Here is a 344-nt window from a genome sequence, read left to right as displayed (position 1 = left end):
TTCCGGGACTTGTGTTTCTGGTTTCCTGGCTGCACCGATCATGCATGTTGTGTGTGTGGGGTGTGTGGTACGGGGTTGTTGTTTGAGAACTACATAGTGGACGCGAGCATCTTTTATAAGAAGCAATTTCCAAGAATATGAACCTGGATCTGTCGCTGTTGCCTTTTGGGGTGATGGTGGTGGTTTCTGTGGTTYTCTCGAAAATTACTCCTTGATCTTTTGTGGTCAAGTTTTTAAGAGCACACGGTGGATGCCTTGGCATTAGGAGCCGAAGAAGGACGTAGGAATCTGCGATAAGCCTGGGGGAGTCGATAACCGGACTGTGATCCCAGGGTGTCCGAATG

Annotated in this window: 1 rRNA gene; it reads left to right on the top strand. The window is 48.7% G+C overall.

What is annotated here, in order from left to right:
• Nucleotides 1–223: 223 nt before the first annotated feature.
• Nucleotides 224–344: ribosomal RNA gene (locus AC1DKN_RS21080) — 23S ribosomal RNA — on the top strand; the annotation flags it as partial.

It is taken from the genome of Arthrobacter sp. 01N444 (assembly GCF_056399305.1).
The sequence above is the reverse complement of the archived record's forward strand: the minus strand, read 5'-3'. Positions and strand labels throughout refer to the sequence as shown.